At 68.6% G+C, this 25,208-nt stretch carries 17 protein-coding genes; 10 read left to right on the top strand and 7 right to left on the bottom strand.

Annotation, left to right across the window (positions count from 1 at the left end):
- Window positions 1–42: 42 nt before the first annotated feature.
- Window positions 43–3,546 carry an isoleucine--tRNA ligase gene (locus AC5JJ2_RS13570; protein WP_495858535.1) on the top strand — a complete coding sequence of 1,168 codons (3,504 nt, stop codon included), beginning with the start codon at window positions 43–45 and terminating at the stop codon, window positions 3,544–3,546.
- Window positions 3,547–3,574: 28 nt separating this feature from the next.
- Window positions 3,575–4,237, top strand: a complete 663-nt coding sequence (locus AC5JJ2_RS13565; RefSeq protein ID WP_495858534.1) for a DUF4956 domain-containing protein — start codon at window positions 3,575–3,577, stop codon at window positions 4,235–4,237.
- Between the two features lie 78 nt (window positions 4,238–4,315).
- Here the strand turns inward: AC5JJ2_RS13565 and AC5JJ2_RS13560 are convergent, their stop codons facing one another.
- The 3 genes from AC5JJ2_RS13560 to AC5JJ2_RS13550 all read right to left on the bottom strand — a co-directional run bounded on the left by AC5JJ2_RS13560 (window position 4,316) and on the right by AC5JJ2_RS13550 (window position 8,630).
- Window positions 4,316–6,562, bottom strand: coding sequence for a sensor histidine kinase (locus AC5JJ2_RS13560; RefSeq protein ID WP_495858533.1), 2,247 nt, complete (start codon window positions 6,560–6,562; stop codon window positions 4,316–4,318).
- 110 nt (window positions 6,563–6,672) lie between these two features.
- On the bottom strand, window positions 6,673–7,392 hold the full coding sequence (locus AC5JJ2_RS13555; protein WP_495858532.1) for a response regulator transcription factor: 720 nt from the start codon (window positions 7,390–7,392) through the stop codon (window positions 6,673–6,675).
- Between the two features lie 92 nt (window positions 7,393–7,484).
- Window positions 7,485–8,630 carry a vWA domain-containing protein gene (locus AC5JJ2_RS13550; protein WP_495858531.1) on the bottom strand — a complete coding sequence of 382 codons (1,146 nt, stop codon included), beginning with the start codon at window positions 8,628–8,630 and terminating at the stop codon, window positions 7,485–7,487.
- Window positions 8,631–8,923: 293 nt separating this feature from the next.
- Between AC5JJ2_RS13550 and AC5JJ2_RS13545 the strand changes: the two genes are divergently transcribed.
- Together AC5JJ2_RS13545 and AC5JJ2_RS13540 are read left to right on the top strand one after the other, a co-directional pair.
- Window positions 8,924–10,072, top strand: coding sequence for a hypothetical protein (locus AC5JJ2_RS13545; RefSeq protein ID WP_495858530.1), 1,149 nt, complete (start codon window positions 8,924–8,926; stop codon window positions 10,070–10,072).
- Between the two features lie 281 nt (window positions 10,073–10,353).
- Entirely contained in the window at window positions 10,354–11,886 is a 1,533-nt protein-coding gene (locus AC5JJ2_RS13540; RefSeq protein ID WP_495858529.1) for a hypothetical protein, read from the top strand.
- 76 nt (window positions 11,887–11,962) lie between these two features.
- Here AC5JJ2_RS13540 and AC5JJ2_RS13535 read toward each other — a convergent pair whose 3' ends face one another.
- Window positions 11,963–13,192 (bottom strand): hypothetical protein, encoded by a 1,230-nt coding sequence (locus AC5JJ2_RS13535; protein WP_495858528.1) that lies wholly within the window; start codon window positions 13,190–13,192, stop codon window positions 11,963–11,965.
- A 364-nt stretch (window positions 13,193–13,556) separates the two neighbouring features.
- Here AC5JJ2_RS13535 and AC5JJ2_RS13530 point away from each other — a divergent pair, with 364 nt between their 5' ends.
- From AC5JJ2_RS13530 to AC5JJ2_RS13510, 5 genes are all read left to right on the top strand, one after another.
- On the top strand, window positions 13,557–13,856 hold the full coding sequence (locus AC5JJ2_RS13530; RefSeq protein WP_495858527.1) for a MazG nucleotide pyrophosphohydrolase domain-containing protein: 300 nt from the start codon (window positions 13,557–13,559) through the stop codon (window positions 13,854–13,856).
- A 16-nt stretch (window positions 13,857–13,872) separates the two neighbouring features.
- Window positions 13,873–16,314, top strand: coding sequence for a hypothetical protein (locus tag AC5JJ2_RS13525; protein WP_495858526.1), 2,442 nt, complete (start codon window positions 13,873–13,875; stop codon window positions 16,312–16,314).
- A 57-nt stretch (window positions 16,315–16,371) separates the two neighbouring features.
- Entirely contained in the window at window positions 16,372–17,307 is a 936-nt protein-coding gene (locus AC5JJ2_RS13520) for an ABC transporter ATP-binding protein (protein WP_495858525.1), read from the top strand.
- Window positions 17,308–17,392: 85 nt separating this feature from the next.
- Window positions 17,393–18,565: a hypothetical protein gene (locus AC5JJ2_RS13515; protein WP_495858524.1), complete on the top strand. Its 1,173-nt coding sequence runs from the start codon at window positions 17,393–17,395 to the stop codon at window positions 18,563–18,565.
- 111 nt (window positions 18,566–18,676) lie between these two features.
- The gene (locus tag AC5JJ2_RS13510; protein ID WP_495858523.1) at window positions 18,677–19,063 is read left to right on the top strand and encodes a hypothetical protein; all 387 of its coding nucleotides are present in this window, start codon (window positions 18,677–18,679) and stop codon (window positions 19,061–19,063) included.
- Between the two features lie 165 nt (window positions 19,064–19,228).
- On the opposite strand, the gene AC5JJ2_RS13505 is transcribed toward AC5JJ2_RS13510, so the two are convergent.
- Complete coding sequence (locus tag AC5JJ2_RS13505; RefSeq protein WP_495858522.1) at window positions 19,229–21,673, bottom strand: WD40 repeat domain-containing protein; 2,445 nt, start codon at window positions 21,671–21,673, stop codon at window positions 19,229–19,231.
- A 107-nt stretch (window positions 21,674–21,780) separates the two neighbouring features.
- Here AC5JJ2_RS13505 and AC5JJ2_RS13500 point away from each other — a divergent pair, with 107 nt between their 5' ends.
- Complete coding sequence (locus tag AC5JJ2_RS13500; RefSeq protein ID WP_495858521.1) at window positions 21,781–22,851, top strand: PDDEXK nuclease domain-containing protein; 1,071 nt, start codon at window positions 21,781–21,783, stop codon at window positions 22,849–22,851.
- Here the strand turns inward: AC5JJ2_RS13500 and AC5JJ2_RS13495 are convergent, their stop codons facing one another.
- Window positions 22,852–23,745, bottom strand: coding sequence for a sugar phosphate isomerase/epimerase family protein (locus AC5JJ2_RS13495; RefSeq protein WP_495858520.1), 894 nt, complete (start codon window positions 23,743–23,745; stop codon window positions 22,852–22,854).
- Between the two features lie 163 nt (window positions 23,746–23,908).
- Entirely contained in the window at window positions 23,909–25,147 is a 1,239-nt protein-coding gene (locus AC5JJ2_RS13490; protein WP_495858519.1) for a protein kinase domain-containing protein, read from the bottom strand.
- Between the last annotated feature and the right edge of the window lie 61 nt (window positions 25,148–25,208).

Here is a 25,208-nt window from a genome sequence, read left to right as displayed (position 1 = left end):
CCTACACTAACCGTTCACGCACCGCCGCCGAGGTCCCCGCCGATGCCGTTCGAGAAGGTCGAGCCGTCGCCCGATTTCCCCGCCCTGGAACGCCACGTCCTGAAGTTCTGGGCCGACCGCGGCATCTTCGAGAAGCGCAAGCAACTCAACGCCGGCAAGCCGAAGTGGTCGTTCCTCGACGGGCCGATCACCGCGAACAACCCGATGGGCGTCCACCACGCCTGGGGGCGGACGTACAAGGACGCGTACAACCGCTACTTCGCCATGGCTGGGCACGACCTCCGCTACCAGAACGGGTTCGACTGCCAGGGGCTGTGGGTCGAGGTCGAGGTCGAGAAGGAACTGAAGCTCAAGAGCAAGCGGGACATCGAGGCGCTCGTGCCGGGGAGCGTCGAGGCGAGCATCGACCGGTTCGTGCAGGCGTGCAAGGACCGCGTGAACACGTTCGCCCGCGTGCAGACCGACCAGTCGATCCGCCTCGGCATGTGGATGAACTGGGACGTGACCGACGCGGACTGGGCGAAGTCGCCGGACGACCGGCGGTCGTACTTCACCATGTCCGAGCGGAACAACTACACGATCTGGGCGTTCCTCAAAAGATGCTTCGCGAAGAAACTCGTCTACCGCGGGTACGACGTGATGCCGTGGTGCGGGCGGTGCGGCGTCGGCATCTCCGAGCAGGAGATGAAGGAAGGCTACCGGCTGATCGAGCACCGGGCCTGCTTCGTGAAGCTGCCGCTCTTGGACAAGCCGGGCGAGAACCTGCTCGTCTGGACGACGACGCCGTGGACGCTGACGAGCAACGTCGGCGCGGCGATCAACCCAAAGCTGACGTACTTGAAGGTGAAGCTCAAAGGCGAGGTCTACTATCTGGCGAAGGGCGTGTTCAAGCAGGACCGCATGGCGTCGTCCGTAGAACCCGGAGCGGAAGCGACGGGGTCGGAGACCACCGCCAAGAAGGGCAAGCGCGAATGGCTCGACGGCGTGCCGAACCTGTCGAGCATCGAGCAGATGTTCAAGTCGAAGGCCGGCAAGGGCGAGACCTACGAGGTCGTCGGCGAGGTGAAGGGCGAGGAGATGCTCGGCTGGCGGTACGCCGGGCCGTTCGACGACCTGTCGGCGCAGCAGTCCGAGTTCGGCTTCCCGGAAGAGGTCGCGAAGATCGTTCAACAGAACGGCTGGTGTCCGAAGGTGAGCGGCGCGGCGGCGCACCGCGTCATCTCCGGCGGCGACGACGTGAGCGAGTCCGAGGGGACAGGCATCGTTCACACGGCCCCCGGCTGCGGCGGCATCGACTTCGCCTGGGGCAAGCAGAACGGCCTCCCGCCGATCGCCCCCATCGATGACGGCGGCTGCTTCCACCACGGGTTCGGCCCGCTCGCCGGCAAGAACGCCGCCGACCCGACGACGGCTGACGCCGTGTTCGACGAACTTAAGAAGAAGGACCGCCTCTTCGGCACCGAGCGGTACGTCCACCGCTACCCGCACTGCTGGCGGTGCAAGACGGAGTTGCTCTACCGCCTCGTGGACGAGTGGTTCATCAACATGGGCCAGGCGTTCGACCCGGCGAACCCGCAGTCGCCGCCCGGCGGGTACAGTTTCCGCGCGGAGATCGCGAAGGTCACCACGCAGGTCACGTTCCTGCCCGAGAGTCTGAACGGCCGGGCGCGGGAGCTGGACTGGCTGAAGAACATGGGCGACTGGATGATCTCGAAGAAGCGCTACTGGGGCCTCGCGCTGCCGATTTGGGTGGACGAGAAGGACCCGACCGACTTCGAGGTGATCGGCAGCCGCGAGGAGCTGCGGGAGCGCGCCATCGAGGGGTGGGCGGAGTTCGACGGGCACACGCCGCACCGGCCGTGGGTGGACAAGGTGGTGCTGCGGAACCCGCGGACCGGCAACCGCATGTACCGCGTGCCGGACGTGGGCAACCCGTGGCTGGACGCCGGCATCGTGGCGTACAGCACGCTCCCGGCCGACTGGCGGCCGGCCGACTTCATCACCGAGAGCTTCCCCGGCCAGTTCCGCAACTGGTTCTACGCCCTGCTCGCGCTGTCCACCATGATGAGCGACGGCGAACAGCCGCCGTTCAAGACGCTGCTCGGGTTCGCGACCGTCAAGGATCAGTTCGGCGAGGAGATGCACAAGGCGGCGGGTAACTCGATTGAGTTCATCGCCGCTGCGGACAAGGGCGGCGAGGTCCGCGACCCGAAGGGCAAGACGCTGCCGTACAGCGCCATCGGCGCGGACGTGATGCGGTGGCTGTACTGCCGGCAGAACCCGGCGAGCAACCTGTTGTTCGGCCCGAAGCCGGCGGACGAGGTGCGGGCGAAGTTCCACATCAAGCTGTGGAACTGTTACGGCGGGTCGTTCGTCAATTTCGCGATCCCGGACGGGTACGACCCGACCTTGCCGCCGGTGCCGGTCGCCGAGCGGTCGGACATCGACCGCTGGATTCTTAGCGACCTGCAGGAACTGGTTCGCACGGCCCGCGCCGCGTTCGAGCGGTTCGACGTGATGGCGTTCGCCCTCGCCACCGAGGAGTTCGTGGACGCGAAGTTGAGCAACTGGTACGTGCGGCGGAACAAGCCGCGCATGTGGAGCAAGAACGCCGAGTTGACTGCCGCCGGGAAGCGGGACAAGCTGGCCGCGTACCAGACGGTGCACGCCGTCCTGCGGACGGTGTGCCAGTTGATCGCGCCCTGCACGCCGTTCCTGTCCGAAGTCATGTGGCGGAACCTGCGGCTGCCGACCGACCCGGAGAGCGTCCATCTGTCGGACTACCCGACGGTCGATGAGTCGCTGATCGACCTGAAGTTGTCCGAGGACACGCTGGCGCTCATGGACCTCGTCACCCTCGGGGGTTCAGCCCGCAGCGTGGCGAAGCAAAAGGTCCGTCAGCCGCTCGCGGAGTTGCGAGCGTACAGCAACACGAAGCCGATCCGCGGTGTACTCGAAAAGTTCGCTCGAACGATTCAGGACGAGCTGAACGTCAAGAACGTGGTTTTTGTTGACAAACCGCCACTGGCGGCCCGCGTGAAGCTAGAAATGAAGACCGCCGGCGCGAAGATCGGTGCGAAGCGGAAGGAAGTTGAAGCCGCGCTGAACGCGATCTCGGCCGAAGAACTCGCGAAACGACTACGGGCCGGGCCGGTCGATCTCGGCGGCGTGCTGCTCGATTCGCAAGACCTGCCCATCGAGTACGTCGCCCCGGACGGGTGGGCCGGCGTCGCCGACCGCGGCACGCAGGTCGCGATCGACACCCGCATCACCCCGGAGTTGCGGGCCGAGGGTCTCAGCCGCGACGTGATCCGGCTCGTCCAGGACGCGCGCAAAAACGCCGGTCTCGACCTCGCGGACAAAATCGTTTTAAGTTCAGTCACGCCGTCCGCGGAACTGGCCGCCGCGATCCGCACGCACCGGGACGCCATCGCGACGGCCGTGCAAGCGGTCGAACTGACGTTCGACCCGCTGCCGTCGGCGACGTACACGACGACGGTGAAAGTGGACGGCCAAGAGCTGACGATTTCCCTCCGCAAGGCGTGACCGCCTGAATTTCGAGGAGTTTCGACTGATGGGCGACTGGTGGATCGCACCCGGACCGAACGGCGACGAGTACCCGCTGATCCTCGCCCTCCGCCTCGGCGTCGCCACGGCCCTCGGGTTCGGCATCGCCCTCGTCCGCACGTTCGCCCGGTCCGAGGGCCGGCCCGCGCCGGGGCTGCGGACCACCCTTCTCTTGCTCACCGTCCTCTGCGCCCTCGTCACGGAAGTGATCGGCCAGAACATCGCGCGGGCGTTCGGCCTCGCCGGCGTGCTTGCCGTCGTCCGGTTCCGCACCGTCATCGAGGACACCCGCGACTCGGCGTTCGTCATCTTCGCCATGGTCATCGGCATGGCGGCCGGGGCCGGGTACCTCTACACGGCCGTCGTCGGGTTCAGCGTCATCGCGCTCGTCGCCAGCGCCGTCACGCAGATGACCGGCCCGGCCGCCCACGACGCGAAGATGACCGTCCGCGTCAAGGGGAAGGAAACGACCGAGGCCGACGTGCGGGCGGTCCTCGCGCCGGTGTCCGAGTCGGTCGTGTTGGCCGGGGCGGACACGGTGAAGGAGTCGGCCGAGTCGGTGGACCTGATCTTCCGCTTCCGGCCGTACCAGACCTCCGACCTGACGAAGCTCGTCGAGCTGCTGCGGGCGAAGCCGGGGGTCGAGAAGGTGGCGTGGGAGCTGCGATAGGAAGGCGAACGGCACGGCGTAAGCGTGCCGGTGTGCGCCTGTGTGCAACACCGGCACGCTTACGCCGTGCCGTTCGCCTCAGATCGGCAATTCCAGTCGGAAGCACGCCCCGACGCCGCCGTCGGCGACGCGGTAGCTCAGGCGGCCGCCGAGCATCTCGGCCCACTGCTTCGCCAGCGCCAACCCCAGGCCCGCGCCGCCGGCGGTCGTGTCCGCGGCCTGACCGCGGCGGAACGGGCGGAAGATCGTCGCCCGCTCGGCGAGCGGCACGCCGGGGCCGCGGTCCTCCACCTCGAAGATGATTCGCTTCCCGTCGCCCGGCTTCGCCCACACCCAGATGCGGCGGTCCGCCGCGCCCGGCGAATACTTCCGCGCGTTGTCGATCAGGTTGCTGAGAATCTGCCCGGCCATGCGGCCGTCCGTGTTCACCATCTGGTCCACCGGCACGGTCCCGATGACGACGAGTTCCTTCCCGTCCGCGGCACACCGGTCGGCCCACGCGGCGCGGGCGGCTTCGAGCAGCGCGTCCACCTTCGTCGGGGCGACGTGCGTTTGCACCGTCCGCTTCTCCAGCCGGGCGAAGTCGAGCACGTTCTCGATCAGCCGGTTCAGCCGGTCCGACTCGCCGTGCAGCGTGCGGAGGTACTCCTTCTGCTTCTCCTCGTCCTCGATCATGCCGCTGGTGAGCAGGTCGAGATACAGGCGGAGGGACGTGAGCGGGGTGCGGAGTTCGTGCGTGACGGCCGAGACGAACCGGATGCGGCGCTCGGACAGGTCGATGAGCGCCCGGCCGCCGAACCAGATGCCGGCCAGCGCGACGAGGGCCGCCCCCCAGCCGAGGGCGAGGCCGAGCCGCAGCGGCGTCCACCCGGCCGGCTCCGGCGGCGGGACGGGGCCGGGGTCGAGCCGCGCCGGGATCGCGGCCATCTGCCGCTCGTTGCTCGGCTCGCCCTCGTAGACGGGGTTGAGCTTCGCGTCCGGGAACGTCGGCTTCACCTCGTCGAGCAGCTCGTCCTTCAAGCGCGACCAGTCGAGGACGACGCCCTGGAAGACGGTCTTCGTCTCCAGCCGGGCGGCGCGGACGAGCAACAGGTACATGCTGCCGTCCTCCGCGGACAGCCACTGCGGGCGGATCGGGCCGACCTGCACGGCCGGGGCCTTCTCGACGACCGGCACGTTCCCGCGGCCGAACGCCACCTTGCCGCCGAGGCCCCCCGCCGGCGCGGGCTGCTCCAGCGCGTCGGCCTGGGCCTGCTCCGCGGCCTTCGGCTCGGCCCGCTGTTTCGGGGCCTCGGCCTTCGGGGCGTCCGCCTGCGGCTTCGCCCCGCCCGCGCGGCCGCCGGCGGGCGGGCCGGCCGGGGGCGTCGCCGCCTTCGGCGCGGGCATCGCCGGGGCGGGCGGCGGCGCGGGCTTGTCGGAGCCGGCCGGCGGGTTGGCGTACCCGCCGCGGCCGGTCGTGTTGTTCATCGGGTACTGCGCGTTCTGCCCTTCCTTCACCGCCCGCTCGGCGGCCATCCGGCGGACGTTGAGATCGGACTCGGTCGCCTTGTTGCCCCGCATCTTGCTGTCCGCCGATTGGTACTCCGGCGGCGGCTGGACGTTCAGTTGGACCTGGGGCGGCGGCCCGCCCCGCCCAGGGTCGGCCTTCTTCGCCAGGTTCTCGACGACCTGCGGCGCGAACCCGCCCGGCGCGGCCGGCGCGCCCATCGGGACGGCGACGGTGTTCTGCTCGCCGTAGTCCGGCACGCCGAGGACGCCGTCGGACACGCCCGCGGTCTCCTTCTCCTCCAGGAACCGGTACGTCGGCTTCACGTCGAACTTGTCGCGGAGTTCCTGGAGCAGGTTCTTCCGCACCGGCGTGTAGTTCGATAGCGCCACCTCGTCGCCGAGTTGCTGCTGCAACTTGTCCGCGACCGTTTCCGGGAGCACCTGCGGCGAGAACCAGCCCTTCTCCGGGTCGAGCTGGAAGTGCAAGAGCATCCAGTCCGGGAGTTCGGCCGACAGCAGCGGCGACGGGACGCGGCCGGGGTTGTTGACGTTCCCCTTGTCGTCGATGGCGACCGGGTGCGGGATGTACAGGCTGAAGTATTGCGCGTACGGCCGGCCGTTCTCGACGGCGAGCGTCGGGAACAGGCGGCTGTCGAGTTGCCAGAGGGCGAGCCGCTCCTTCGCGGCGGCGTCGGCGCGGGCGGTGGCTTCCCGTTCCGCGGTCTCGACCTTCAGGGCGGCGCGCGTGACCCACCCCAGCCCGCCGCCGACGAGCGCGGCGATCAGGACGAAGATGCACAGCCCGCCGAGCGGGGACAACAGCCGACGACCGAGCACGATTGCGAGTCCTCAAACCGATTTTGCATTTTTCATTTCACACTTTGCATTGGTCCGAACGGTACCGAACCAGTGCAAAGTGTGAAATGAAAAATGCAAAGTGAAAGCAATTACCCTTCCTTCACGCTCAACCCCGGCCCGGCCATGTAACCCGTGGCCCGCACGGTGACGATGGCCTCGCCGTGGTCGTCGCCGCCGGGGTCCTTCAGCTTCGCCCGCAGCCGGGCGACGTGCATGTCCACCGCCCGCGTCTCCAACCCTGCGGTGCCGATGCCCCAGACGCGGCCGAGCAGCTCCTCCCGCGACACGGCCCGCTCGCGGTTCTCGATCAGGTACTTCAGCACCGCCGCCTCCGTCTCGGACAGGTCGGTGCGGTCGTGCGCGCCCCAGCGGATTTCCCGCCGTTGAAGATCGACACACCCCTTCCCGATCTTGACCGACACGATCGTCGGGGCGGCCTTCATCGTGCGGCGAAGCACCGCCTCGACGCGGGCGAGCAGTTCCTTCGCGGAGAACGGCTTCACGACGTAGTCGTCCGCCCCCATCTTCAGGCCGCGGACGCGGTCCTCCTCGCCGCCGCGGGCCGTGAGGATGATGACCGGCCGCGTCGGGTGGACCTTGCGAAGCTCGGCGAGAACCTCCAGCCCGTCGCGGCGGGGGAGCAGCAGGTCGAGCAGCACGAGGTCGATGCCGCCGGCGGAGGCTTCGACGAGGCCGACCGCGCCGTCGGGGGCCTCGGTCACGTCGTACCCGGTTAGCCGCAGTGCGTCCGACACGCCGCGGCGGATGGCGGGTTCGTCCTCGACGACGACGATGCGCGCTTTCGGCATGATGAAGTCCCCGGCGAGCGTCCCGGCGTAAGCGGGACGTGGTTGGACGCGCCCGACCACGTCCCGCTTACGCCGGGACGCTCGCCATCCCATTATTGCTTCTTCTCTTCCACGGCGAAACCCTTTGCCGTCGCCTGTTCGCGGATGATGCCCTTGAGCGCGTCGTCGAGCGCCTTGTCGCCGGCGTCCTTCGGCAGCTTCTTCAGCTCCTCGTCGATGTGCTTCTGCCGCTTCGCGGACAGCTCGCCGATCTTCTTCTGGATGTCGCACCGCTCCTCGCCCTTCTTCTTCACGTACTCGACCCGCTCCTCCGGCTTCAGCTTCTTCAGTTCCGCGGGAAGCTCGTCGTCCTTCAGCTTCGACAGGTCGAACTTCGGGTCTTCCTTCATCTTGTCCACGAGGTCCCAGGAACTGTTCTTGTACGCGGCCCCGGCCTTCGCCGCCGCCCGGCCGAGTTCCGCCGCCGGGGCGTTCGCGGCCGCGTTCTGGTCCTGCTTGAGTTGGTTCTCGGCCCCCTTCTTCCCGGCCTCGCCGGCCATCGCCACGTAGGTCCCGTTCAGCTTCTCGTTGAAGCTCAGGATGTCCTTGTCGTAGGGCGTCGCGACGTGCGGGACCTTCTTCGCCCGGTTCTGGTCGATGGTCGCGTACTTGCCGCCGCACTTCGCCGCGAACGCGGCCCACCCGTCGGCCTCGGGGTTGTTCTTCGCCCCGCAGTAGATCGTGTTCACGATCACGCCCTGCTCCTTCGCCAGCGCCGCCGCGGTGTTCAGGTGAATCTTCTTGTCCTGGTCGGCCGGCTCGTTGCCGCAGACGAACACGAGGCGGAGCGCGCCCTTCGCGGTGGTCCACTTCTGTTGCGTCAGTGCCGCCTGGCTGACGCGGGCGACGTACTCCTCGCCGCCGTTGATGGTGAGCGCGTTGAGCTTCGCGTACACCTCGTCGAGGTCTGTCGTCAGGTCGATCTCCTTGCGGACCCATCCCTTGTCGGCCGGGTACGTGCTGTGCCCGTAGCTGTAGAGCGCGACGCGGAGGTTCGGCGTCGGCTTCATCTTGGCCAGCTCGTTGACGATGTCCCAGAGGCGGATCTTCGCCGAGTCGATGAGGCCGTTCATGCTCCCGGACACGTCCAGGCAGACGACCAGATCGACGTCCTTGTTCTTGGCAACGTCCTCCGCCCGCGCGGGCGGCGACGACACTGAGAGGGCCGCGACCAACAGCCCGGCAACCACGACACGCATGACCGTTCTCCTGAAGACCGTGGGCGAGGTGAACCCGAAGGGGTTTTGCTTTCACTCCGCGTTCCGAGATCCGCGTTCCGAGTTGATGGGATTCTAACTGTGAGGCTGTAACGGGGGGGTAACGGGGGAGGGGCCGGCGGAAGATGGGTAGGCTGTCCGGGTTCTGGCGGTCGGCCAAACTGCGGCGGGCGTTCGGGTTTTATCCAAAGTTCGGGCGGTCGCGGGTCGATGGTAATGGCAGTAGCGATCATGACGCGAACTGTGATCCGTCGTGCTACCCGTTGGGGGGAGATATGAAACGAACGACCGCGACCCTCATGCTCCTGGCTGGCCTCGGCGGGTGCATGACGACCGACAAGGCGAAGACGGGCACGAGCAAGATGCCCGCCGGGGAGCCGACGGCGAAGGCCGGGAAGGACGTGTCCGACAAGGCGGTCACGTTCGTGCAGAAGAAGGGCACGAAGACGACCGCGAAGCAGGACTCGGCCATCCAGCTGGCGTCGGCGAAGGTGGTCGAGGACAAGGCCGTCATGCCGGCGGCCGGGTTCAACCGCGTCACCGGCGGCGGGTGCGCGGACGGGTCGTGCGGCGGCGAGCCGTCGTGGGGCATCAAGTCCCACGGCCTCGGGTTCGCCGGCGGGTTCGGCCACGGCGGGCACGGCGGCGTGAGCGCCGCCGACTACGGCCCGATGGGCCACGGCCTGGGCACGTACCTCGGCAACAACGGCATCATGCCCGTCCCGGCGATGGGGCCGCCCGGCGCGGTCGCGGCCATCGGCGCGATCGGCCCCGGCAGCCCCTACGGCCCGACGATCAGCAACCAGCGGACGGCCATCAAGTTCGTCTCGCCGGAGAAAGCCCGCATCGGCTGGCTCGTCGGCAACAGCTACGTCGAGAGCGGCCTCGTGGCCCCGGCCAGTTACAACTTCATGCAAGGGAACGTCTACCGCCTGAAGCTGGCCGGCGTGCCGACGCAGGCCGGCCGGGTCTACTACCCGACGCTGGAAGTGGCCCCGGCGACGCTGAAGACGGTGACGTACCTGTCGCATAACTCCGTGCCGGTGTCGTTCACGAACGACGACTTCGAGCGGGTGAACGCCGGCAACCTCGTGGTGAAGGTGATCTACCTGCCCGACCCGGCGTTCCAGGACGCCGCGGCGTTGGGTGGTGCTGAAGAAGTCGTCTCGACGCAGCTGGAGCCGGGCGCGGACCCGATCGTGGAAGCGACCCGCCGCGGGACGATCCTGGCGGTCATCCGGCTCGGGAACATCAACCTGGAGAACCCGAACTCGCCGGCGATGGACGCTGTGGGTGCGCCGATGGGCGTGCCGCCGGGGATGATGGCCCCGCCGGCCCCGCCGATGGGCGGGACGACGGCCGCCCCGAAGATGCTGCCGACGCAGCCGGTCGGGGCGCTGCCGAGCATCCCGCAGGTGCGGTAACGACGGACCGAACGAGGGCGGTGCCGACGGCGAAGGGCGTGGCCTTTCCGACCGCCGGTGCCGCCTTGCGAGTTTCCCACCTGGGACCGCGGGCGTCCCGCCCGCCACGGTCCCAGCCCGTGAAGACAGATCCCCGAAACGTGGAAGGTGGGTGGGTATTCCCTGGGACCGCGGGCGTCCCGCCCGCCACGGTCCCAGCCACGTAAGACAGGTTCCCGATACGCGAAGGTGGGCGGGCGGGACGCCCGCGGTCCCAGGACGAGTCACGGAGGGCCTTCGACATGAACTTCACGTCCTTGCTTCTGCTCGCGCCGCTGGCCTCCGGCTTCCACCCCGGCCACAAGGCGAACTGCGACACCTGCGCCCCGGCCGCCGCGCCGCGCGGGTTCGTGATGCCGCAGATGCCCGGCCTGCCGCCCGCGCCGATGATCCAACTGGCCTGCCCGCCGCTCGCCCCGGCCCCGCTGCTCGCGGTGAAGGTCGTCGGGTCGAAGGGCCTGCGGGTCACCACCGCCCCCGGCACGCCGGCGGCGAAGCTGTTCGACGCCGGCAGCGTCTTCGGCCTGCGGCCCGGTTACGTCTACCGCCTCGAACTCACCGGCATCCCGAACCGGCCCGGCGAGTCGTTGTACCCCGAGATCGAAGTCCGCGGCGTGCTCGCCCCGCGGCCCGGCATGAACTACATGGAGTACCCCGCCGCCCTCGAATTCAACGACGTGGACCTGGCGAAGGCCGCGGCCGGGTCGCTCATCACGAAGGTCGTGTACCTGGAGAACCCGGAGAAGGCCGTGCCGGTGAAGACGACGGCCGACCGGCCGCCGGAGTTCCTGGCGGACACGGACGACGACGCGATCCGCGCCGCGACCGACAGCGGCCGGCTGGTGATGATCGTCCGCCTCGGCAACCGCGTGCCCACCGTGGATGAACTCCAGCGCGGCGCGGTCGCGGGCACGATCCTGAACCCCGGCGAGCAGGCGCTCGGCCGTCCGGCCTTCCCGCCGACCATTGGCTGGCAGGGCGCGCCGCTGTACGACCCGATCCTCGGGCCGAAGCAACTGCCGGAGGAGTGCTTCACCGACGGCGGCGACACGAACAACCGGCTCGGCGTCCGCGACACCGGCGAACTCGGCGGCCTCGACACGACCGACGTGGCCCTCGAGTACACGCAGGGGATCAAGCGGAAGGTCACGACCTCGAACCAGGTGTGCATCTGTGTGCCGCGGTTCGCCGTGCAGAAGGTGGAGTTGAACCCGCGCGGCCTCTACTTCGCGTACCGGCTCGAAGCCGGCGTGCAGCGGATGGCGAGCAGCACGCACCGGACGAACCTGCTGGCGCAGTCCGTCGCCGAGCGGCTGAAGCCGGTCGGCCTGGAGCTGCCGATCCGCCCGATGGCGCAGATCGGCCGCCAGGGGGCGCAGATCGTCATGACGATGACGAGCGTGAAGGCGACGTACACGGTCAGCGGCACGCAGGTCGTGAAGCAGTCGGTCGAGCCGGACGAGTTGGTGAACTTCCCGAACGAGATGGTCGTGGTGAAGTCGGTGGAACCGAAGACCGGCGTGAAGGTCGGCGACGAGGTGACGTTCACGATCACGTACAAGAACGACACGGCCCTGCCGGTGTCGGACCTCGTGCTGAGCGACAGCCTGTCCGCGCGGCTGGAGTACGTGGCCGGGTCCGGCCTGTCCGACCGGCCGACGAACGTGACGATCGAGGCGAACGCGGCCGGGTCGGCGGTCGTGCGGTTCGAGATCCCCGGCACGCTGCAACCCGGCCAGGGCGGCGTCGTGAAGTTCAAGGCGAAGGTGCGCTAAGGCGAACGGCACGGCGTGAGCGTGCCGGTTGTTTCCGGCAGGGAGTAACCGGCACGCTCACGCCGTGCCGTTCGCCTTATTTCCAGTACCCCGGCAGGTTCTTCTTCGTCGCCCGTAGGATGTCCAACACCGCCGCCCGGTCCGAGGCCGTCAGGTGCTGGAACGCCTCGTCCGTGTCCGTCCCCGTCAGCACGTCGAACAGCCGCCGCAGCACGTAGTCCCGCACGTCGGCCGGCATCGCGTCGAACGACTCGGAGTAGATCAGGAAGCTGCACGGATACCGAAACAGCCGCGTGTTCAAATCGAACTCCCGCAGCGACCGCTTCTTGCCGTCGAACGGCCCGCGGGCGGCGAACGCCTCCGCGAACCCGCTCGTGCCGCTCACCGGGTCCGTCAGCTTCGCCTCCTCGCTGAACAGGAGCGCCTTCAACAGGTCGTCGCCGACGGACTTGATCCGGCTCTTCACCGAATCGTACTTCGTGTCGGCCGGCTCCTTCAGCGCGCGGTTCAGTTCGTCCTGGTAGTGCAGGGCCGCCCGCGTCTCCAGCGTCGCCCGCGCGATCCGGTTGTGGACCGCCACTTGATGGGACAACACCATCAGCGCCACGAGGTCGCTGTGCGGCGTCAGGTGGCGGCCGGTCGTGAAGAACGGCTTGAGGTCGGTCACGTTCTGCCCCGCCAACTGCGGCTTCTCCTCGCCGCCGCGGTGGAACTGGTTGCCGAGGTGCTCGGCCTTCCCGTGCCGGCCGGTGACGTACCACCCGCCGAACCGCTGCTCGAACGGGCTGGCGTCGTCCGTCCGGTACGACCCGCTCGCGAAGATCGGCTCCCCGCCGCGGTCCGGGTAGACCGACCGCACCAGGTGCCCCGGCATGTTCCGCGTCGCCGACCCGCCGTGGCACGTCAGGCAGTTGTCCGTCTGGCGGGCGAACGTCGGCTTCTTCGCCGGTTCCTGGTCGAGCGTGTAGAAGACGGTCCCCAGCTTCGGGTCGGCGACGGACACTTCCAGCACGTCGCCGAGGACGCAGTACCCGACGTACACGTCGTCGTTGAAGTAGATCGCCCGCGGCGTCTTCGGCGAGATGCGGGACCGCTGCAGGCTCGTCTTCGAGAAGACGAGCACCTGCGACGATTCCGGGATGTCGAGCGCCTTCAGAACGGACTTGAGGTAGCCGCGGTCGTCGTCGAACGCGAGGTCGGCCTTCAGGCGGCTGACGGCGTTGTCCGGCGTGGCGGTCGAGTAGCGGACCGGCGGCCGGTCGAGGTCCGTGGCCTGGGCGAACACCGGGCCCGAGGCGACGAGCAATGCCAACGATGTGACAACGAGGCGGGTGGGAACCAACATCACGAGACCCCGATTTAATCGGATAGAACTATCCAATTTAATCTACGCGACCTTCTGGGATTATTCAACTGTACGCCATCGCGACAGCGCGACGGGTCTCGCACCAGCAACGACCGGTTTGGTAGAACCCTGAGCGGAAGCGACGGGGTGTTAGACTGGCCCCACACCCCGTCGCTTCCGCTCAGGGTTCTACAAGCGATGGGGGGCCGTTGCGACTGCACGCGGCTCGCCGAACCCCCGGCACATTCTCATCGTAAATTGGCCGGGGCGTTCGCGTCGTGCTAAAATCCCGGAACCGACCCCCCTCCCCGGACCCCGCGGCACGATGACACTCGGCGAACTCCAGGATCGCATCCGCGAACTGTACGGCGAGAAAGATTCGCGGCGGGGCGTCGAAGGAACCTTCATGTGGTTCCTCGAAGAGGTCGGCGAGCTGTCCGCCGCCCTCCGCGGCGGGACGCACGACGAGCGGACACTCGAATTCGCCGACGTGCTGGCGTGGCTCGCCACCCTCGCCAACTGCGTCGGCGTCGATCTCGAAGAAGCGGTCGCGCGGAAGTACGGCACGGGTTGCCCCGGCTGTCGTCAAACCCCGTGTGCGTGCGGGATGGCGGAGAAGCCCTGAAGCTGAGGACCGGTCCATGCGGTATCCGCGGTTCGCGTCGGCCCTGGCGGCCGTCCTGGCGTGCGTCGGGGCGGCGGCCGCCCAGTACCCGCTCAAGATCGAGTCGGTCAAAGTCGGGTTCCCGGCCGGGCCGGGGGCCGCCATGCGGGACGACGACCAATCGGCCGCGTTCGTCTGCAAGGCCAACCTCTGGGCACCGGTCTACGTCGAACTCAAGGTCAACGGCGAGACGAAGCGGCAGGCCAACCTCGTCCTCGAAACCACCGACCCGGACGACCTCGGCACGGCCATCAGCGTTCCCCTTCAAAACTTGTCGGACGTGTCCCGCGGCACGACCCTCACCGCGGCGGAGCTGCCGTACATCCCCTACGTGCGGCTGGCCGGCCGCGAACTGACCGTCACGGTCCGCGAGCGGGAACCGGCGGGGGCCAACCCGACGGCCGGGCGGCTGCTCGCCGAGCCGAAGCGGCTCACCTACGTCCGGGCGCGGGAAACTTCCACCTACGTCGTCCTCGCCCTCGGGTCCCGGCTGCCGGGGTTCGAGCTGCCGGCCGAGGCGAAGCAGCAGAACCCGAACGAGTACCGCCCGGCCCGCGTCGAGCAGGCCGTCATCGACAACCCGTTCCTGCTGCCGGACCGGTGGTACGGGTACGACGCGGCCGACCTCGTCGTCCTCGCGACCGGCGCGGCGTCCGTCCAGAACTTCCTCACGCCGCTGTTCACCGACCCGCAGCACAAGCCGCGGCTGGACGCGCTGCTGGAGTGGGTCCGCCGCGGCGGCCGGCTGGTCGTCAGCGTCGGGCAGAACGCGGCCATCGTCGCGAACTTCCCGGTCCTGCAAGAAGTCCTGCCGATGCAGGTCCGCAAGGACAACCCGGCGGAGCAGGTGAAGGACCTGTTCATGGAGTGGGCGGTCGGCGGCGGGGACAAGCGGACGAAGCTGAACACGCTGGCCGCGAAGGCCGGCACGTTCCCGGTCGCGAACTTCGTCCCGCACCCGACCCGTGGCGCGCGGCAGGTCGTGCCGCCGGCCACGACGCTCCGGGAGGACGCCCGCCGGGCCGTCGTGCAGGCCCCCTACGGCCTCGGCCGGGTCACGCTCGTCGGGTTCGACCTCGACCGGTCCCCGTTCGTGGACTACGAGGACCGGCCGAAGGCGTGGGACCTCATCCTCCGCGAGTGCGGCGCGGCCCGCGCCCCGCAGAGCCAGCCCCGGACCTACTCGTCGTACACCGGCGTCAGCGAGGACGAGCTGGCCGCCGAGATGCGGCAGCACACCGACTCGTTCGCCAGCGTCCCGGTCATCTCGTTCGGCTGGGTCGCCGTGTTCATCATCCTCTACACGCTGCTCATCGGGCCGGTCGAGTACTACGTGCTGAAGAAGGTGTTCAAGCGGCTCGAACTGACGTGGATCACGTTCCCGATCATCGTCCTCACCGTCAGCGCCATCGCGTACTTCTCGGCCTACGCCTTGAAGGGCAGCGACATGAAGGTGAACAAGGTCGATCTCCTCGACATCGACCCGGCGACGAATCGGGTGTACGGCCACACGTGGTTCACGGTCTTCAGCCCGCGGATCGACACGTACCGGATCGGCGTCGAGCCGGGCGAGAAGTGGGTCGCGGACAACGACCCGACGCACGGCGGCGTGCTGGTCGATGCCGTCGGCGCGAACAGCGGCCGGAAGGGGAGCTTCTTCCGCCGGTCGTACCACTACAACCTCGCGCCGCCCGGCGACCCGGCGACGCCGCAGTTTTCCGAAGGGCTGATCGACGTGCCGATCCAGGTCTGGTCCACGAAGGCGTTCGCGGCCGACTGGTCGGCGGCGCTGGACCGGCAGGCCCCGCTGGTCGTCTCCGACCTGAACCACCCGCCGGCGAAGCCGGAGAACGTCGTCGGCACGTTCACGCTGAACCTGCCGTTCAAGGAGCTGCAGGACGTGTACCTGGTCTACGCCGGCAAGGCGTACAAGTGGGACGCGATCGCGTCCGGCGTGCCGGTGAACGCCTACCTGGACGACACGAAGGTGGACACCGACTGGGTGCGGAAGCTGACCGGGCTGAGCGCGTTCTCGACGCCGGGCCAGCCGTACAACCGGAGCGGGGCGGTCACCCGCGTCTCGACCGGCGCGGCCCCGATCTTCGCGCTGATGTTCCACGAGGAGGAGCAGAAGGCGGCCGACAACGCCCAGCCGCGAAACTCGACCTTGCGGCGGCTCGACCAGTCCTGGCGGCTGTCGTCGCTCCACCGGGACGAGGTGATGATCGTCGGCCGGGCCGCGACGGTCCGGGACGGCAACGCGGAGGAGGTGTACGCCGACCCGGCGTCCGCGTCTCCGACGACGCTCTGGCTCCGCGACCTCCCCGGTGGCGCGAAGAAGCGGGCCGAGCAGCAGGGCACGCTGCAACAGGAAACGTTCGTGCGGGTCTACGTGCCCGTGAAACCGTTTAAAAAGTGATTGGTGATTCGTGATTTGTACTTTCCAATCACGAATCACGTTTTCCAAGAGATCCCCATGATCGAGACCCGCGACCTGACGAAGAAGTACGGCGACCTGTTCGCCCTCGACCGGCTGACGCTGAAGCTGGAACAGGGGGACGTGTTCGGGTTCATCGGCCCGAACGGCGCGGGCAAAACCACGACCATGCGCATCCTGGCGACGTTGCTCAACCCGAGTTGGGGCGAGGCGAGCGTGTGCGGGTACAGCATCTACACCGGGTCGAAGGACATCCGCCGGTCGATCGGGTACATGCCGGACTTCTTCGGCGTGTACGACGACATGAAGGTGATCGAGTACCTGGAGTTCTTCGCCGCCGCGTACCGGATCAAGGGGCCGGAACGCCGCAAGAAGTGCGACCAGGTCTTGGACTTGGTGGAATTGGGGTACAAGCGGGACGCGCTGGTGACGAGCCTGTCCCGCGGGATGACGCAGCGGCTCGGCCTGGCGCGGGTGCTCTTGCACGAGCCGCAGGTGCTGCTCCTCGACGAGCCGGCGTCCGGGTTGGACCCGCGGGCGCGGATCGAGATGCGAGAACTCATCAAGGAGCTTCGCAAGATGAACAAGACGATCATGGTGTCGTCGCACATCCTGCCGGAGCTGGCGGACATCTGCAACAAGATCGGCATCATCGAGCGGGGCAAGCTGATCTTCAACAACGACGTGGCGTCCGCGATCAGGCAGGTCCGTCAGAAGCACGTCTTCATCGTGTCGGTCGGCAAGGACGCCAACGAGCTGGCCGCGAAGAAGCTCGAGGGGCAGAGTGAAATCGAGAGTGTCGAGCTGACGAACGAGGCGGAGTCGATCAAGGTGACGCTGAAGGACGAGAGCGCCGACGGCAGCTTCATCCCGGAGCGGCTGTTGGCCGACGGGTTCAAGCTGAAGGCGTTCAAGGAAGAGGAAATCAACCTCGAAGACGTGTTCATGCGGATCACGAAGGGCATTACAAATTAACGGCGAGCCGAGCGGCGTAAGCCGCCGGGTGGTGCGCGTTACCCGGCGGCTTACGCCGCTCGGCTCGCCGCAGGACCGCAACACCATGCCGATTCCGATGAACATCACGCACGCGGCTCCGGGCCGGTTGAACTGCTCCCACTGCGGCGGCAAGGTCACCGTGCCCGCCGGCCACTCACGGCCGAAGATCCGCTGCGACGCCTGCGGGTACTACGTCAGCGTGCCGCCGGAGATGCGGTCCGACGTTGCCCCCGCGGACGACCTGCCGGTCATCGCCCCGGCCGCGGAGGAGAAGCCCCGCCGCCGGAAGCCGGAGGTCGAAGACGACGACGAGGACGACGCCCCCCGCGCCCGCCGCCGGCGAGACGAGGATGAAGACGAGGAGGACGACCGCCCGCGCCGCAAGGCCGCGCCGCCCCCCCCGCCGATCGAGCCGCAGCGGAAGGCGAAGAAGCCGACGGCGAAGGCCCGCGCCAACCCGAACCCCCGCGACAACCGGCCGGACTTCCAGATCGCCGACGACGCCCCGCTCGGCCCGAACCTGCTCGACGGGACGCAGGAGGAGGACGACGACAAGCCCTACGCCGTCCCCGGCGACGGCACGAAGGGGTGTCCCGAGTGCAACGTCCGGCTGCCGCTCGACGCGACGATGTGCGTCCACTGCGGCCTCGACTTCCGCTCGAAAAAGAAGCCGAAGAAGGAGTTCCAGCCGATCAGCCGCGAGTGGGAGCCGCGGCTGACGCTCAAGACCCGCCTGCAAATCCTGGCCGGGTTGCAGGTCATGAACGTCATCCTGATGCTGCTCATCGCGAACGTGTCGAGCCTGGAGCGGGGCGTCGTCTCGCTCGTCTTCCAGTGCGGCCTGCAGGCGTTCCTCATCGGCAGCTACCAGAAGCTCGGCGTCCGGCGGACCGCGAAGGGCCAGACGACGCTGACGAAGTACTGGCGGCTCGCGTTCGTCCCGATGCCGCCGCAGGAGATCGACTGGAAGGACAGCCATGGCGTCGGCACGATCTCGACGCACTCGATGGGGTTCCTGGAGTGGGCGACGTTCATCTACCTCTTGCTCCTCGGCGTCGTCCCCGGCATCGTGTTCTACTTCGTGGTGCTGAACCCGGTCCGGTACGACATCGCGATTTGCGACACCTACGGGAGCCTGGACGAGGTCATCTTCCGGACGACGAGCCAGGACCAGGCGGACGAGGTCGGGGAAGTGATAAGCAACGCGACGGGGCTTCAGTATCGGCGGGTCATGTAAATTCTGCAATACCTTCGCCAAGTCCTCCATTTTGCGCGCAAGATTGCCCGGTGTGAACGGTTTCACCTTCGGGGGGCTTCGGCCGCCCGACACACCTTGAGGACACATCCTATGCGTTTCAAATTCGCGCTCGGCCTTGTTGTTGCCGCCGGCCTGTTCACCCTCGGCGGGAGCGAGGCGTCGGCCCAGGCCGTCTCCGTCGGCCCGTCCACGGCGCTCGTCGGCGGGCGGTACTACGGCGGCGTCGGCTCGCCGGCCTACTACTCCCGGTACGCCAGCCCGTTCGTCACCTACGGCGTCCCGTCCTACGGGTACTACCCCGGCGGCTACTACCGCGGCGGGACGAGCTTCGGGTTCAGCTACAACAGCGGCGGCTTCTACAACCAGCCCTACTACGGCGGGTACAACCGCGGGTACTACGGCGGCTACGGTCGCGGGTACAACCGCGGGTACTACGGCCGGCCCGGCGTGTCGTTCGGGTTCAGCACCTTCCGATAAATCCGGACGGTGTCGAATCGCGAAACCCCGCGGGTGATCCCGCGGGGTTTGCTCTTGTAGGGCGGGTCAAGGCTTTGCGCCGACCCGCCGCGCCGCCAGCCGGTTCGGCGGTCCTCCCGTGTGGTTGCGATCCCCCGGCGGGTCGGCGCAAAGCCTTGACCCGCCCTACTTCATCCGCGCCAGCGCCGCCGCCGCCTCGCGGGTGACGACGGCCGACGGCGCGCCCGCCGCCCACGCCGTCAGTGGCTCCTTCAGCCGATGCCACTCGCAAGCCTGCACCAGCCGCGCGGCCCGCAGCTCGTCCGGCGAGTACCGCTTCTCCAGCCGGTCGAGGAGGCTCTCGATCCGGTCGCGGGCTTCGACGCTGGTTGTCGTCTGGAGGGCGGCTTTCAAATCGAGTTCGACGAGCCGGCCGAGGGCGGCGAGGCCGCGGGTGGCGGCCGTGCGGTCCGCGAACGCCGGGGCGTCCAGCGCCGCGAGCAGCGCCGCCACCCGCTTCGCGTCCGGCCGCGGGACCGGCGGCAGCCGCTCCGCGACGAGCCGGCGGAACGCCGCGTCGCCCATCAACTTCCACGCCGCCGGCACGCCGACCGCCGGCTCGCCCGCCGCCGCGGCCCACAGCACGTCCGGGTGCATCGGCAGTTGCACGGTCGGCGGCGTCAGGTCCCACTGCATCACCCCGGCGTGACTGCCGGACGAGAAGACGGACCGGCCGTCGAGCGCCACCGCGACCTGCGACACGGCGAAGTCGTGCCCGTCGAACCGCCGCACGAGCTTGCCGGTCGCGACCTCCCACACCTTGACGGCACAGTCGTCGCTCCCGGAGACGAGCCACTTGCCGTCCGGGGTGAACGCCAGGCACGTCACCCGCTCGCCGGCGTCGGTCGCGTTGAACGGCAGGTACGGGGCGTTCTGAATCGAAATCAAATCCCCGTCCGCGACCGCGAGGTCGGCCCCGTCCGGCGAGAACGCGGCGCACTGGAACGCCAGGTCCTCCGTGCGGTGGTACCGCTGCAACCCGACGAAGTACCCGCCGAGCTGCGTCCCCGTCGCGAGGTCGAGCCGGAGCAGCTTGGCGAACTCCCGCGGCCCGCGGCGGCGCTCCGCCCGCGCCCGCGCGAACACCATCTCCCGGCCGTCCGGCGAGATCGCGCGGGGCTGCCAGTTCGGGAGCGTCCGCACCACGCGGTTCGCGGCCACGTCGAACCAGACGAACCGGTATGGGTCGTTATCCTCCTCCTGCCGGGCGTACACGGTCTTGCCGTCCGGCGACCACGCGAGGAAGGCGTTGTACCCGGCCGACGTGTTCGGCAGCCGCCCGGCCGCGGCGTGCTCCTCGCCGAGCGGGACGACTTGCACCTCGCCGTTTCGCCCCCGTTGGACCGCAACGTGCTTGCCGTCCGGCGACGCGACGAGGCCGCCGAGCCGCGCCTCCTCGCTCGCGGCGAGGGGTATTTCGCGGACCCGCCGGCCGTTCGGGATGTCGTGGACGAACAGCCGGCCGCGGTCGTCGGCCAGCGCGACGTGCTTGCCGTCCGGCAGCAGCGCGAACCGCTCGAACGTCGGCGACTCGTTCGGGACGCGCTCGCCAGTCCTGGTGTCCCACCGCCCGATCACGTTCCCCAACCGGTAAACCATTTTGCCGTCCGGGGACACTAGACAGTGTTCGTCAGAGGAGTTGAAGTCCTTGAGGGTCGGCAACTCACGAAACGGGTTCAACGCCCAACGGAGTACCCCGGACCCTAGAAAGGCGACCAGCGTGCCGTCGTCCGCGGTGAAGTGGACCCCTTGGGCAGAAGCGACGAGGTCCGGGTCCTGGAAGAGCTTCCACTGCCGTCGCGTCTCGCCGGTGGCGAGGTTGATGAGTCGGGCTTCGGTACGGGCGTGTACGACGGCGAGCGTCTTGCCGTCGTTTGAAAGGGCCAGACTCCGCTCCGGGTAGCGCGACCCGGCGACGAGCGGCAGCCGGTGCTTGACCTGCCCGGTCACCGGGTCGCCGATCTCGACCTCCGGCTTGTCCGGGACAGCCCGCACGAACGTCTTCGCGTCCGGCGTCAGCCTCGCGATGCGGCCGACCGGCCACCGGGTCGCGACCGTGCCGGCCGCGATGTCGTACACCACCGTCTCGCCGTCGTAGGTGCGGATCAGGCGGTTGTCCGCGTCGAACGCGCAGAACGTCGGGCCGCCGCCCTTCTCGTTGTCGGTCCGCCAGACGAGTTCCCCGGTGTGGCTGTTGAGGACGAACGTGATCTCGCTGTGCGGCACGACGGCGAGGAGCCGGCCGTCCCGTGAGAATGTCATCTCGGCGACCCAGGCGTGGTCGGACCCGGTATACGGCACGCGGCTAACGACCCGCGGCCGGCCGGTTTCCAGGTCGAGGACGGTGACGACGGCGACGCCGCGGGTGGGGGCGGTGGAGAAGACGGCCAGCCGCTTGCCGTCGGGCGACAGGGCGGACGCGTAAGGTTGCCCGCCGACGCGGAACCGGTCGTCGCCGAACCGCCGCATCGGCGCGTCGAGCGGCGGCGTGCCGTTGAGCGCGACCGGCTCCGCGGCGGGGGCAACGGCAACGGTCGCGAGGAGCGCGAGGAAGGGGAGGGTGAGTCGCATCCTGCCCTCGTTCTTGTGCGAGCGGGGTCAAATGGCCGATACTACCCAGGACGAGTTCGGACCGACTCGCGAATCTGGACCCATCGTACCCCAGCCGAGCCGCCGTGATGAAGCGGAAAGCCAACCCGTCGCCGGTGAAACGTTCCTCCGCCGTCGCGGGGCCGGGCGCGGACCTGCTGGCCGACCTGCGGTCGCTGATCGGACAGGCCCGCGAGGGCGTGGCCCAGGCCGCGAACGCGGCGTTGGTCCTCCTGTACTGGCAGGTCGGAACCCGCATCCGCACGGACATCCTCCGGTCGAAACGGGCTACCTACGGCGACGAGATTTGTTCGACACTGTCGAACGAATTGAGTGTGGAGTACGGCACAGGGTTCTCCCGGCCGAACCTCACGCGGATGATCCGGTTCGCTGAAGTGTTTCCTATGGCAGAGATTGTGGCGAATCTGTCGAAGCAACTCGGGTGGAGTCACTTCGTTGAAATCATCGTCCTCAAGGACGAACTCAAACGAGACTTCTACGCGGAAATGTGCCGCGTCGAGCGGTGGAGCGTGCGGAAGCTGCGGGAGAAGATCGACGGCTTGCTCTTCGAGCGGACGGCCCTTTCCAAGAAGCCGGAGGAGCTGGCGGGGCGAGAACTCGCACAACTGCGCGAGTCCGACCGGATGCCCCCGGACCTCGTCTTCCGCGACCCCTACGTCCTGGACTTCTTGGGACTGAAGGACACCTACTCGGAGGGCGACGTGGAGGCGGCCGTCCTCCGGGAGATGGAACAGTTCCTCCTGGAACTGGGCACGGGGTTCTCGTTCGTCGCCCGGCAGAAGCGGATGGTGATCGACGGCCAAGACTTCCACCTCGACTTGCTCTTCTACCACCGGAAGCTCCGGCGGCTGATCGCCATCGACTTGAAGTTGGGCCGCTTCCACGCCTCCGACAAGGGGCAGATGGAACTTTACCTGCGGTGGCTGGAGAAGCACGAAACCGAGCCGGGCGAGGACCCGCCGATCGGGCTGATCCTGTGCGAAGACAAGGGGGACGAGCAGGTCGAGTTGTTGCAACTGGAGAAGAGCGGAATACGTGTGGCGAGCTATCTTACGGAACTGCCGCCGAAGGCCGTACTCCAGAAGCGGCTGCACGCCGCCGCCGAATTGGCCCGCGAACGGCTCGGAAACCCCCAATAACTACACCCGCAGCCCCGCGGTCACGACTTCCAGGAACTCCCGCGCCCGCTTCGCCAGCGCGTCCACGCCGTCGGCCGTCGCCGGCCGCGGGACGAGCGGCGCGAACACGTTCTCGCACGCCAGCGGCATCGTCAACCCCGTGAACGCCACCGGCGCGAGCAGCCGGTAGTGGTCGATTTCGCCGAGGCCGGGGCCGCAGTCCTCGTCCTTCGGCCAGTTGCGGTGGTCCTTGATGCAGAAGCTCCGTACCGCGGCGGCGCATTTCTGGATGTCGGGAATCGGGTCCTTGTCCAGATAATCCAGTACGTTGCCCGCGTCGTAGTTCACTTGAATGTTCGGGTGGTTCACCTCGCGGGTGATGGCGGCGCACGCCTCGCCGGTCCCCGTCTCGCCGCCGTGCTGCTTCACCACGACCGTGACGCCGTGGTCCTTCGCGACCGGGCCGAGTTGCCCGAGCCGCTCGACCCAGAGCTTGCGGTGGCCGCCCTTCGTGTGGCCGAACGTCAGCACCTGCGGCAGCCCGCCGGCCGCGGCCTGCTTGATGCGGTGGGTCAGCACCGCCAGCCCGTCGGCGTGCTCCGGGTAGATGTCGCTGAACATCATCACCGGCTCGAGGCCGAGGTCGCGGCAGCGCTTCGCCAGTTCCTTCGCCTTCGCGGGCGGGGCGTCCTTCGCCAGCACCGGCACGGCCTTGCCGTCCTCCTTGTGCGTCACGCCCCACGCGACGAAGTTGAACCCGGCGGTCTTGATCCCGGTCAGCGCGCGGGCCAGCGGGAACGCCGAGTACGGCAGCGTCATGCACGCGATCTGAAACATCGTCGGCTTCTTCTCCGCCGCCCGCGCGGTCGCACCCACGGCGGTCGCGGCGGCGAGGAACTCGCGGCGGGTGAACACGGGACGGCCTCCGTTCTATTGGGGTAAGACGCCGTCCTGGAGCCGGACGATCCTGGGACCGCGGGCGTCCCGCCCGCCACGGCCCCAGCCACTTGAGACGAATCACCGATATTGGGAAGGTGGGCGGGCGGGACGCCCGCGGTCCCAGCCGTTGAAACCCTTTCTACGCGAACTTCCGCAACTCCGCGCGGAACGCGGCGATGTCCGGGAACCGGTCCCCCGGCTCGCGGCTCAGCGCCTTGTGGATCACGTTCGCCAGCCCGGCCGGCAGGTCCGGCCGGCGGTCGGCGATCGGGACCGGCGGCTCCGTCGCCACGTGAACCAGTTGCGCCGCCACGTTGCCCGGCAGGTCGTGCGTCGGGCGGTTCGTCAAGAGCGTGTACAGCGTCGCCGCGGCGGAATACTGGTCGGCGGCCGGCCGCACGTCGCGGTAGTGCGTCACCTGCTCCGGGGCCATGAACGCCGGCGTGCCGCCGACCTCGCCCTGCATCGTCAGCCCGCTCAGCTTCGACGACTCGTACACGCGGGCCAGCCCGAAGTCGGCCAGCTTCGCCGTCTTCTTCCCGTCCGCCGACCGCGCGATCAGGATGTTCCCCGGCTTCAGGTCGCGGTGGACGAACCCCTTCTCGTGGGCGTGCGCCAGCCCCTTCAGCATCTGGCACGTCAGCCGCACGGCCGTCTTCGGCTCCAGCGGCCCGCGGTCGGCGAGCAGCTTCTTCGCGTCCGTGCCCTCGACCAGTTCCATCACCAGGAAGACGGTGGCGTTCGCCTCGCCGACCTCCAGGAACCGGACGATGTTCGGGTGCGACAGGTCGGACAGGATGCTGCACTCGCGGACGAACCGCTCGACCTGCCGGCCCGACACGCCGGCCGCGGGCGTGATCGTCTTGATGGCGACGGCCGCGCCGTCCGTTTCCCGCGCCCCGCGGTAGACGACGCCCATGCCGCCGCGGCCGAGTTCGCCCTCGACCCGGTAGCCGGGGACGCGAAGGCCGTCGGTCGATTCGTACTGCAACGTCGGCGGGGCGGCCGGCAGGTCGAGCGTCAGGTCCAGGTTGTGGCGGGTCGGCAGGTCGAGCGTGTGCTCCGTCGCCGGTTCCGTCGAAACGACCGACACCTTGAAGACGGTGTGCCCGGCCGAGATTTCGTCCCCGTCCTTGATGTCGGCCGTCGCCACGCGGCTGCCGTTCACGAACGTGCCGTTGCGGCTCTTCAGGTCCAGCACGCGGCAGCGGGGCGGGTTGATCTCGACGACGAACTGCCGGCGGGAGAAGTACGGGTCGTCGTAGGACAGCCGCAGGTGGGCGTCCGCCTCGCGGCCGACGAGGAACGTGTCGTGCCCGTCGAACGTGAACTGCTGGCCCTGGTGCGGCCCGGCGGTGACGGTGAGTTTGAGTTCCACAAGCCCCCTTCGCGTTCGGCCCGGCGGTTGTCTCATCCCGTAGGATAAATTCGCCCGCCCG

It is taken from the genome of Limnoglobus sp. (genome assembly GCF_059499385.1).
Note: the sequence above shows the minus strand (reverse complement) of the source record. Positions and strands in the feature narration are given on the sequence as shown.

Excerpts from the sequence above, each read along its gene's own strand:
- AC5JJ2_RS13505 (WP_495858522.1), bottom strand. The coding sequence starts at position 21,673 with ATGCGACTCACCCTCCCCTTCCTCGCGCTCCTCGCGACCGTTGCCGTT.
- AC5JJ2_RS13530 (WP_495858527.1), top strand. The coding sequence starts at position 13,557 with ATGACACTCGGCGAACTCCAGGATCGCATCCGCGAACTGTACGGCGAG.
- AC5JJ2_RS13545 (WP_495858530.1), top strand. The coding sequence starts at position 8,924 with ATGAAACGAACGACCGCGACCCTCATGCTCCTGGCTGGCCTCGGCGGG.
- AC5JJ2_RS13515 (WP_495858524.1), top strand. The coding sequence starts at position 17,393 with ATGCCGATTCCGATGAACATCACGCACGCGGCTCCGGGCCGGTTGAAC.
- AC5JJ2_RS13510 (WP_495858523.1), top strand. The coding sequence starts at position 18,677 with ATGCGTTTCAAATTCGCGCTCGGCCTTGTTGTTGCCGCCGGCCTGTTC.
- AC5JJ2_RS13565 (WP_495858534.1), top strand. The coding sequence starts at position 3,575 with ATGGGCGACTGGTGGATCGCACCCGGACCGAACGGCGACGAGTACCCG.
- AC5JJ2_RS13570 (WP_495858535.1), top strand. The coding sequence starts at position 43 with ATGCCGTTCGAGAAGGTCGAGCCGTCGCCCGATTTCCCCGCCCTGGAA.
- AC5JJ2_RS13550 (WP_495858531.1), bottom strand. The coding sequence starts at position 8,630 with ATGCGTGTCGTGGTTGCCGGGCTGTTGGTCGCGGCCCTCTCAGTGTCG.
- AC5JJ2_RS13555 (WP_495858532.1), bottom strand. The coding sequence starts at position 7,392 with ATGCCGAAAGCGCGCATCGTCGTCGTCGAGGACGAACCCGCCATCCGC.
- AC5JJ2_RS13525 (WP_495858526.1), top strand. The coding sequence starts at position 13,873 with ATGCGGTATCCGCGGTTCGCGTCGGCCCTGGCGGCCGTCCTGGCGTGC.
- AC5JJ2_RS13500 (WP_495858521.1), top strand. The coding sequence starts at position 21,781 with ATGAAGCGGAAAGCCAACCCGTCGCCGGTGAAACGTTCCTCCGCCGTC.
- AC5JJ2_RS13520 (WP_495858525.1), top strand. The coding sequence starts at position 16,372 with ATGATCGAGACCCGCGACCTGACGAAGAAGTACGGCGACCTGTTCGCC.
- AC5JJ2_RS13540 (WP_495858529.1), top strand. The coding sequence starts at position 10,354 with ATGAACTTCACGTCCTTGCTTCTGCTCGCGCCGCTGGCCTCCGGCTTC.